The following is a 9,615-nucleotide window of genomic DNA, read 5'->3' as shown; positions in this document are numbered from 1 at the left end:
GGAATCAACCTACTTACTTCAGCTGTTCAATTCCCAGATGTGATTCACTGATAGGTTTGATTTCCTTTTCAGCTGCGGAAACTCTCTGTGCAAACTACTATCAGTTACTTTTCTGTTCTTCATTATTAAATAATAATTATAAAATGAATAATTTATGATTAGTCTACGCTTTGATTTTTAAGTTGTCAACCACAAACAGTTAATTATTTTCTAATGTTTGTAACTACTCTGTAAATGCCAACCACGTCCAACTTCAACAATTGCATGTGCATCCGAGCCAAAGACTAATGGAATTCCCATTTGTTGAGCCATTCTTGTAATTTGTTTTCCAGGGTAAAAATCGTTGCAATAAGGTTTGTACAAACCAGCTGTATTAAAATCTAATTCTCGATGCTGTTGTTTGATTGATAATAAGATTTCGTGAATTAATTCAAGATTTTCTTGATCAAATTCATTTGGAAAATGAAAATAATCTTGATATTTCTGAATCAGATTCAAATGTCCCAAACGCTGCGGACTAAATTCTCCTAAATCCGTCGTAACTTCTTGTAAAACCAAACGCAAATATCGTCGATACAATTCTTGGGGGTGATCAAACCATTGGGAAAAGCCAGCCGCAAAATCAGTTGTAGTATAATCAACACACCATAAACCAGCCTCTTTACCTGGCATAAAATGAATTGAGAGAATATTTTGTTCTGTCTTAGGTCCAACTTGATTTAAGAATTCTTTGATTTCGGTTTCATAGCCGGGTAAATAATCTACTTCAAAACCAACAGAAATTTTGATTTGCGCATGATAAAACTTTTTTAACTGATCTGTCAATAAAAAATATTCATCTAATTGTTTCCAAGACAAGGAGGCTGTTGTTAGTCCAGCCGGATCTCCACGATAGTCAGTCACAAACCTCTGCGGCAAAGGAGCATGCTCTGTAATACAATAATTATCAAAACCTAGCTGAATAGCCCGTTCAATCATTGCCGCCGTTTTTTCACCGCTGCCATGAGGACAAAGCTCAGTATGAGTGTGACCATCAATTTTTGTCATCATTTCTACTTCCCTTCGAATTTAAATGATAAAAATACTTATTTAAGAAAGCTACAATTCTTTGTTGATAAACTTGTGGATTGATCCAGTAACTTTCTGCATGAGTGGCATCTTTAACGATCCACAATTCTTTAGGTGCAGTGGTAGCTCGAAAATTTTCCAAGGCCATTTCACTCGGTACAAAACTATCTTTTTCACCATGAATAAAAAAAATCGGTAACTGATTTTTCTCAAGCTGTTCCGTTGCCGAAACATCCCCAAGATAGTAGCCTAAGCGATGATGATTAATTGTACTAACTAAAGGATAAAAAGGGTACTTTGGCAAATGAAACTGCTGTTTGAGTAAATATGTCATTTCTTGATTGATACTTGAATAACCACAATCTGCAATCAAACATTTAACTTGCACTGGCAACTTTTCACCACTCAGCATTTCAACCGTTGAGGCTCCCATACTGACCCCAAACAAAACAATTTGTGCCGTTTCGCCGACTCTTTGAATAATTTTATTCAGCCATTGTAAGTAATCCAGCCGATCTAACCAGCCAAAACTAATATATTCACCCGCACTTTCGCCGTGCGCCCGATCGTCTGGCAACAAAATATTAAAGCCCAAGTCATAAAACAACTTAGCAAAGTTGGCCATTGTCTCGCCATTTCCTTTGTAGCCATGGGAAATAACCACAACCTTTTTAGTCAGTGGGTCTTTTGCCGGAATAAAATAAGCCGACATTTGTTCAGTTTCACCAGTTAACGAAAAAGTCCAATGTTCTTTATTAACATGTTTAAACCAATCAACAAACATCCAGTAGCTAGCAGCATACTTCTGTTTTTCTGGCGATGTTTCCGGTACTTCATTAACCCGTTTGAAAGCCAATTTAAATAGATACTCACTAAAAACAAAGGAGCCAACTGCTGCCCCTGCAAGCAATTTTAAAAACATACCATCCTTATGCGACAATTTTTTACCCCCTCCAGAAAAATTTTATTAATGAACATCTTAACACTAAAAGTAATTCAGACAAGGAATTTTTTGAGAACTTCGTCGTAATTTAACTTAAATCTAGTAAAAAAACCGATTCCCAGGTTAATTTTCCTACTAACCTTAGAAATCGGTAATTCCATCAAATAATTAGTTTTTATTTATTCAAACGCCCGTTAAGTTCTTTACTAAGTTCCTCAAAACCGGGGCGGTTCAACAAAGCAAACATGTTATGCTTGTATGCTTCAACTCCAGGTTGGTTAAATGGATTAATTCCATTTAAATAACCTGAAATTGCAACTGCTGCTTCAAAGAAATAAATCGTGTATCCCAATGTATATGCAGTTCGATCTGGAATATTAACGATCATATTGGGAACATCACCATCAGTGTGAGCCAATACCACACCTTGAAAAGCTTTGGTATTAACAAAATCCATTGATTTGCCTTCAAGGTAAGCCAATCCGTCTAAGTTTTCCTTTTCTTTTGGAATTTCAACATCATGATTTGGTTTATCAACTTTGATGACTGTTTCCATCAAATTTCGACGGCCTTCTTGGATATACTGTCCTAATGAATGGAGATCAGTCGAAAAGTTAGCTGATGAAGGATAAATTCCCTTTTGATCTTTACCTTCTGATTCACCCATTAATTGTTTCCACCATTCACCAAAATATTGAAGTGATGGTTCATAATTTTCGAGAATCTCTGTTGTATAACCTTTGCGATACAAAATATTACGTAAAGCTGCATATTGATAGGCTTCATTCTTAGTTAAGTCCGAATCAGCATATGCTGCTCGTGCGTCAGCAGCACCTTGCATTAATTTGTCAATATCAGCACCTGAGGCAGCAATTGGCAATAAACCAACAGCTGAAAGAACTGAGAATCGACCACCGACATCGTCAGGAATAACAAATGCTTCATAACCTTCAGCATCAGCTTCTGATTTAAGTGCTCCGCGAGCTTTATCAGTTGTAGCATAAATTCTTTCTTTAGCACCGGCTGCGCCATATTTTTTAACTAGTTTTTCTTTGAAGATTCGGAATGCAATTGAAGGTTCAGTAGTCGTCCCGGATTTTGAAATAACATTAACAGAAAAGTCTCTATCTCCAATTAAATCTACCAAATCTGCTACATACGACGAACTAATTGAATTGCCCGCAAAGAAAATTTGAGGTGCATTTCGTTTATCAGCTGGAAGTAAATTAAAGAAATTATGATGCAAAAATTCAATTGCCGCACGTGCTCCTAAGTAAGAACCGCCAATTCCAATTACAACTAAAACATCAGAATCTGCTTGAATCTTTTTAGCAGCCTTTTTGATGCGATCAAATTCTACTTTATCGTAATCAACCGGCAAATTTAAGAAGCCGCGAAAATCTTTACCAGCTCCGGTGCCTTCCCGTAATTCGGTATCAGCTGCCGTAACCATTGCCTGCATTTCACTTAATTCATTATCATGAACAAATTTTTCGAGGTTAGAGCTATCAAAAGAAATATGTGCCATTGGAATCTCTCCTTTATAATTTGTAACTGGTATCATTATACAATGATTTCCATCATTTTGTAAGCCCTTTTCACTGATAAATTATGATTTTCCCTTAAAAATACTTAAAACCACTTTAATTTGCTTTGTCCTATTGTTTTGTCCTATTGTAACAAGTTAAACCAATTGTTAAATAGTCTTTGACTTTGGGGCAGCCATGACTCGTTAATTTTTTCAACTGAATTGCTAATAAAGTAGTTTGCTGGTTGTTCAACAACTCGTCCCCGGTGTTGATCACGTAAATATTCGTCTAATAAAGTGGTTGATTGATATTCAGGATGACCGGTAACAAAAAAATTGTGATCATCACGAGTTGCACAAATTGCTGGTCCAGTTGCTGCAGAGCTAGCTAAAATCTGCAAAGATGATTCGGGTATTTCAGAATTCAAGTTAGTAGTGTATCGTGAGAATGGTAAAGTAATTTCTCGTTTAAATCCGTTTAATAATGGATGTTGTTTTTGAATTATCGTTGGATAAATTCCAAAAATTTTTTTATTCAGTAAATGCTTTGATACGCCGCCAAAGTAATACATTCCGGCTTGGGCTGCCCAACAAATTGTCAAAACCTTCCGACAATGAGTCTGGGACCATTCAAAAATTCTACATAATTCTGGCCAATAATCAATTTCTGTAAATGGTAGCTGTTCAATCGCTGCTCCAGTAATAATTAATCCATCAAATTTGGCCTGCAGAATTTCAGAAAAAGAAACATAATTCTTTATATCAATTAGCGACTTCGATGTTCGAAATCGATGAGTTGCCGGATAACAAAAAGTCGGCTTAATTGTCAGTTTACTCTGCTTAAAAAAAGCAGTTAATTGCTGTTGCGTTTTTGCTTTGTCTGGCATTAAATTGACCACTAGAACAGAAAGTGGCGAAATTTCACTCATATTTATTCACTCCTTGCAAAAAAAATCCCTCCATGTTAAAAAACATGGAGGGACGTAAAATTACGCGGTACCACCCGAATTTGTATTATCTTCACAAATAATACCTCTTAAGTACAATAAAAATATACTCGTCCATGGTAACGGGTGTCCCCGGTGACCAAGCTTGCACCTGGTTACAGCTTAGAGTTCATCTTCAGTTTTCTTTGAAATCCGTTCTTTCACTATCAACGGTCGCTTTCTTTTTCGCCAAAAACATACTCTTCTCATCAATGCTTAAACTTATGGCTTTTATGGTAGTTTAAGGGGCAAAAATTGTCAAGCCAATTGTTGCAACTTCTATTTTTAATTACTTAAAAGTGCTTATAATTTGTTAAATAAAATAAAACTTATTTAAGACCTGGGTTAACCCTAACTAATTGGCTAATAATGTCATTTCAATTTTTGCTTTTCGTTTAAAAAGCTGTTTTCTTAGCCGATACTACACCTGTGTGTTGCATAATATAAAAAGAACTTTTTAAGGGGAGCTTTAAATATGTCTAAACAAGAAATCAGTGATCAACAGCAATTGTTTGCCTATCAACAAATAATGCCTCTTTTTCCACAATTATTTAACGATGATGTGTCCGTGGCCATCGCAAATCAGCAAAAATTTATTCAAGTTATTCCTAATTCTAATTTACCGATCAACTCTAACGTTGGAGATCTCGTTCCTGATGGTGGAGCAGTCCATGATGCACTAATTTCTGGTAAAACTGTCATTCGTGAAGTACCCGCTAAAGTTTATGGTGTTGCTTTTCAATCATATGCCTTTCCCCTAATCAACCAGAAACAAACAATTGGCGTCTTAGTAGTCGGAAAAAGCTTAAACCGCAAGCAACAAATACTTGAGCGTGCTCAAAATTTGGCAACTGCTTTATCTCAGACCACGACTGCTATTAATGAAATTGCCACTGGAGCCCAGTCATTAAATGAGAATAATCAAGACTTAGCTAAAACGGCCGAAGACACTACTAATAAAATGCATGACATTCAAAAAGTAGTTAGTTTTATTCAATCAGTTTCCCAAAAAATCAATATGCTCGGAATCAACGCTGCAATTGCTGCAGCTCATACCTCTGATTCTAAGTCGGCTGGCTTTGGAGTTATTGCGCAAGAAATTCGTAAGCTTTCGGCTAGTACAGCTAAATCAGTGAGTGAAATTGAAGATGTTTTAATTGAGATTGATCAAAGTGTCAATAGCTTTTCTAGTAAATTAACAGCTTCAGTTAATACAATCGGTGAACAATCAGCTGCTGCTGAACAGGTTTTAGCATCTATGGAGGAACTAAACGAAACGGCTAAAATGATGGAAAATGTTGCTAATTCTTTATAAAAACAATCGATCTTCAATAATTAATTCATGCTACAACTTAAAAAGCCAGGCTAGTTTCAGCCCGGCTTTTTAGTTATTATTTTTTTGATTTTTTGTTTGAATCGTCGATAAAATAGCCCTCCAATCAGGAATGTACCAACATCTGCTGCTGGTTGTGCCCAAATAATTGCTGGGTATCCCCAAATTGGAACAGCGACTAACAAAACCATTAACAAAAGCACACCTTGACGTTAAATTGACATTGAAAAAGCTCCCAGTGCTTGACCAGCTGACTGAAACAATGTCGTAAAAACCAAAATTGCGCCAACAAACGGTGTTGTCAACAACAAGCAACGTAATATCTGCGCACCATCACGAATAACAATTGCATTTTGCATAAAACAGCCAACTATTGCCGGTGCAACAGCTATCAAAAATAAACTTAAACTAAAAGCTGCCACTACCTCAATTAATAGATCAAAGCGAATAACTGACTCCAAACGATGCATTTGTTTAGCTCCATAATTGTAACCTAAAAGTGGCTGGGCGCCAAAAGCAAAACCAACCATTACTAACATGACAATTAAATAAACCTTTAAAGCAATTCCTAATGCTGCAATCGCAGCTGCACCATAATTTGCGAGGGCATTGTTTAAAAGTGCTGTGCCAAAACTCTGCATTAAATTAGTAATTGAAGCGGGAATCCCAATTACTAAAATTGAGCTAAAAGTCGCTCGATTAACTTTTAAACCAATTGGCTTGATTGTTAAGAACTTTGCTCGATAACACACATAATAAACTAAAACTAAATCTGAAAAAGCATATCCAATAACCGTTGCTAATGCCGCACCAGTTGCTCCCAACTGCAATTTAAAAATAAATAAATATTGGATCAAGTATAATAGTTAAGATTGTTCCTACCATTGTTCCAATCATCGATTCTAGAGCTAAACCCTCAGTCCGCAACAAATTTCCCGGAATTAATGAAACAATTTTTAAAACCGAGCCAGCAACCATCACCCGATAAAACTCTGCCGCATATTGATAGGTCGCTCCCGTAGTTCCAAGAAGTCGTAAAATAAAATTTTCATTTAGTAGCATTAGTAAACTAACTATCGCTCCAACTAGTAATGCAGCATAAAAGCAAAAGCTACTTGCTTGACGTGCTGCATTATGTTTCTGTTGGCCTAACAAACGTGATATCAAAGCACTTCCACCCAAGCCAAAAATATCTCCTAAAGCTAACATTAATGAAAAAAGTGGCGTTCAAATAGTCACTCCAGCGACTAAATTAGCGTTTTGTGTTTTAGCAATAAAAAAAGTATCTGCCAAATTATAAATCATACTGGCAACCATCCCTAAAACCACTGGTAAAGCTAATTTAAAATATGCTTTAGGAACTGGTGCTTTTAAGAAGAGATCATCCATTGCTTTATCCTTTTTACTTAAAAATTATTAACATCTAACACAGTATAGCTTCGTTTATCATAACGATTACGGCTAGTTGAATACTCAATATTTTCTCCATTGTTAAGCCAAACAATTTCTTCAAACTCTAAAATAGGATCTGTTTCCTTAGCGTTTAAATATTTTAAATCTAATTGATCTGGTAGACTGGCACGAATCTTACGATAAGCACCACCAAATTTCAGATGCAAATCCTGATGCAAATAACCATAAATTGACTGATGCATAATTTCTTCGTTCAATCCGGGAACTAATTTGACTGGCATAAAAGTATGTTCTAGGATTAATGGCTCCCCGTTCAATATCCGTAACCGTTCAATTTCATAAACTGGTTCATCTTTGGCAATATCCAATTTTGCTTGTAAATCATCATCCGGAAAATGGACCTCAAAAGAAATAATCTTGCTTTCAACTTTCTCACCAATATGCTGTTTACTCATTCCATCAAATGCATTTGCCGGGGAATCACTGGCTGCCTTAATTGGAATTACGCCTAAAACAATTGTGCCCAATCCTGACTGTTTATATATCAATCCCTCTCGCGCCAACATATCTAAAGCTTTCTTGACAGTCAAGCGACTAACATCGAATTCTTTAGCAATTGAATTTTGGTCAGGCATCAATTGCTTTGCTTGATAAATTCCTTTTATAATCCGTTGCCGAATTTTTTCAGCAACTATTTGATATTTAGCTTTCTTCATTAATTCATCCAACCTTAAAATTAATTTCCTATATAAATGTTATTTTAATCGTTTTTGAGTTTGATTTATACTTTATTAATCAAAAAGCTGTAATTTTCAAAAAAAGAAACATTTCTAAAGAAAAGAGACGAAGTCATTATTGACTTCATCTCAATGAAAATTATTTGTTAAGTAATTATCTACAAGTTTTCCCCATTTGAAGCAATGACCTTCTGATACCAATAAAAAGAATCTTTAGGAATCCGTTTTAAAGAACCTTTTCCTTGATCATCTTTATCAACATAAACAAAACCATATCTTTTTTCCATCTGACCTGTTCCCGCAGAAACAATATCAATCGCCGACCAGGGGGTGTATCCAATGATATCAATACCATCTTCAACAACTGCTTTCTTCAACTGAATTAGATGTTCTCTTAAATAATTCACTCGATAGTCATCATGAACCTTTCCATCCGAGGTAACCTCATCGCGCGCGCCAAGACCATTTTCAACGACAAATAATGGTAAATGATAGCGATCATTAAACCAGTTAGCCCCATAACGCAAGCCTTCAGGATCAACTGTCCAGCCCCATTCAGATGCCGGTAAATATGGATTCTGAACGTCATTACTATAATCATCATAATCATAAGCTGGATTATCTTCACTAAAACTGACTGTTTTAGACATATAATAACTAAAACCAATAAAATCAACTGTTCCCCTTTGTAAATTGTAACGATCAGCTGAGGTAATATCATTGCGATAGTGACGGTGTTTCAAAAAAGTCTCCATAAAATTAGGATACGTGCCATTCACATGGACATCGGTAAACCAATATCTTTTTTGCATGGCTTTTTCTGCCATCATAATATTGTGTGGCTGAGAATTAAGTGGATATAATGGAACCATTGCCAACATACAGCCAATTTTAAATTCTGGATTAATTTGATGTCCATGTTCTACTGCAATTGAACTCGCAACCAATTCATAATGAGCTGCCTGATACATTAACTCTTCAGCATTTTCACCACTTGCAGCCTTAATTCCTGAGTTTGTAAATAAACAAAACTCATTTTGATAGCCAGTTTGATTGTTAATTTCATTAAAAGTCATCCAATACTTAACCTGATTTCGATAACGTTTAAAGCATGTGTCGGCAAATTTAACAAAAAAATCAATCATTTTACGATTACGCCAACCACCATATTTCGTTACTAAATAATAAGGCATTTCAAAATGAGATAGTGTGACGATGGGTTCAATCTGATATTTTAGACACTCTGCAAATAAACGGTCATAAAATTCCAATCCAGCCTCGTTAGGAGTTACTTCATCGCCTTGTGGAAAAATTCGGCTCCAAGCGATTGAAGTTCGAAAACATTTAAAACCCATTTCAGCCATTAATTTCAAGTCTGCTTGATAATGATGATAAAAATCAATTGCTTGATGATTGGGATAATTTTTTTCCTCTTTTATTTCTGCGGTAATTTTTCGCGGTTGAGAAGCTGAACCAGCAGTCATTACATCAGCTACTGACGGTCCCTTCCCGTCTGTCCTCCAGGCACCTTCCAATTGATGGGCTGCCACAGCTCCTCCCCACAAAAAATCAGAGCGAAATTTCTTCATTAATCTTCTTCCCTTCCT

The 9,615-nt window shown here is 35.9% G+C and carries 7 protein-coding genes, 1 pseudogene and 2 other annotated features (1 of these 10 only partly in view); of the genes and pseudogenes, 1 reads left to right on the top strand and 7 read right to left on the bottom strand.

Annotated features, from left to right (window positions below; genetic code table 11):
• Positions 1-129 (bottom strand) — a binding site (T-box leader); it reaches 95 nt to the left of the window's first position.
• Positions 130-210: 81 nt separating this feature from the next.
• From hisJ to G6O73_RS00600, 4 genes are all read right to left on the bottom strand, one after another.
• A complete protein-coding gene (gene hisJ / locus G6O73_RS00615) occupies positions 211-1,047 on the bottom strand; it encodes a histidinol-phosphatase HisJ (protein ID WP_390624797.1) in 837 nt (278 codons plus the stop codon).
• Complete coding sequence (locus tag G6O73_RS00610; protein WP_057884802.1) at positions 1,034-1,990, bottom strand: alpha/beta hydrolase; 957 nt, start codon at positions 1,988-1,990, stop codon at positions 1,034-1,036. Before G6O73_RS00610 ends, hisJ begins: the two co-directional genes overlap by 14 nt.
• A gap of 196 nt (positions 1,991-2,186) precedes the next feature.
• Positions 2,187-3,539 (bottom strand): glucose-6-phosphate isomerase, encoded by a 1,353-nt coding sequence (locus G6O73_RS00605; protein WP_057884754.1) that lies wholly within the window; start codon positions 3,537-3,539, stop codon positions 2,187-2,189.
• A 143-nt stretch (positions 3,540-3,682) separates the two neighbouring features.
• Positions 3,683-4,468, bottom strand: coding sequence for a homoserine O-acetyltransferase/O-succinyltransferase family protein (locus tag G6O73_RS00600; protein ID WP_057884753.1), 786 nt, complete (start codon positions 4,466-4,468; stop codon positions 3,683-3,685).
• Positions 4,469-4,513: 45 nt separating this feature from the next.
• Positions 4,514-4,747, bottom strand: a binding site (T-box leader).
• 253 nt (positions 4,748-5,000) lie between these two features.
• On the opposite strand from G6O73_RS00600, the gene G6O73_RS00595 reads away from it, so the two are divergent.
• Entirely contained in the window at positions 5,001-5,840 is an 840-nt protein-coding gene (locus G6O73_RS00595) for a methyl-accepting chemotaxis protein (protein ID WP_057884752.1), read from the top strand.
• Between the two features lie 56 nt (positions 5,841-5,896).
• Here G6O73_RS00595 and G6O73_RS00590 read toward each other — a convergent pair.
• The 3 genes and pseudogenes from G6O73_RS00590 to G6O73_RS00580 all read right to left on the bottom strand — a co-directional run bounded on the left by G6O73_RS00590 (position 5,897) and on the right by G6O73_RS00580 (position 9,597).
• Positions 5,897-7,247, bottom strand: a pseudogene (locus G6O73_RS00590) (MATE family efflux transporter).
• A gap of 17 nt (positions 7,248-7,264) precedes the next feature.
• Entirely contained in the window at positions 7,265-7,987 is a 723-nt protein-coding gene (locus G6O73_RS00585; RefSeq protein WP_057884801.1) for a GntR family transcriptional regulator, read from the bottom strand.
• 179 nt (positions 7,988-8,166) lie between these two features.
• Complete coding sequence (locus G6O73_RS00580) at positions 8,167-9,597, bottom strand: 6-phospho-beta-glucosidase (RefSeq protein ID WP_057884751.1); 1,431 nt, start codon at positions 9,595-9,597, stop codon at positions 8,167-8,169.
• Positions 9,598-9,615: the final 18 nt, after the last annotated feature.

Source organism: Liquorilactobacillus nagelii DSM 13675, assembly GCF_019444005.1.
GTDB classification, from domain to species: Bacteria; Bacillota; Bacilli; order Lactobacillales; family Lactobacillaceae; genus Liquorilactobacillus; species Liquorilactobacillus nagelii.
The sequence above is the reverse complement of the archived record's forward strand: the minus strand, read 5'-3'. Positions and strand labels throughout refer to the sequence as shown.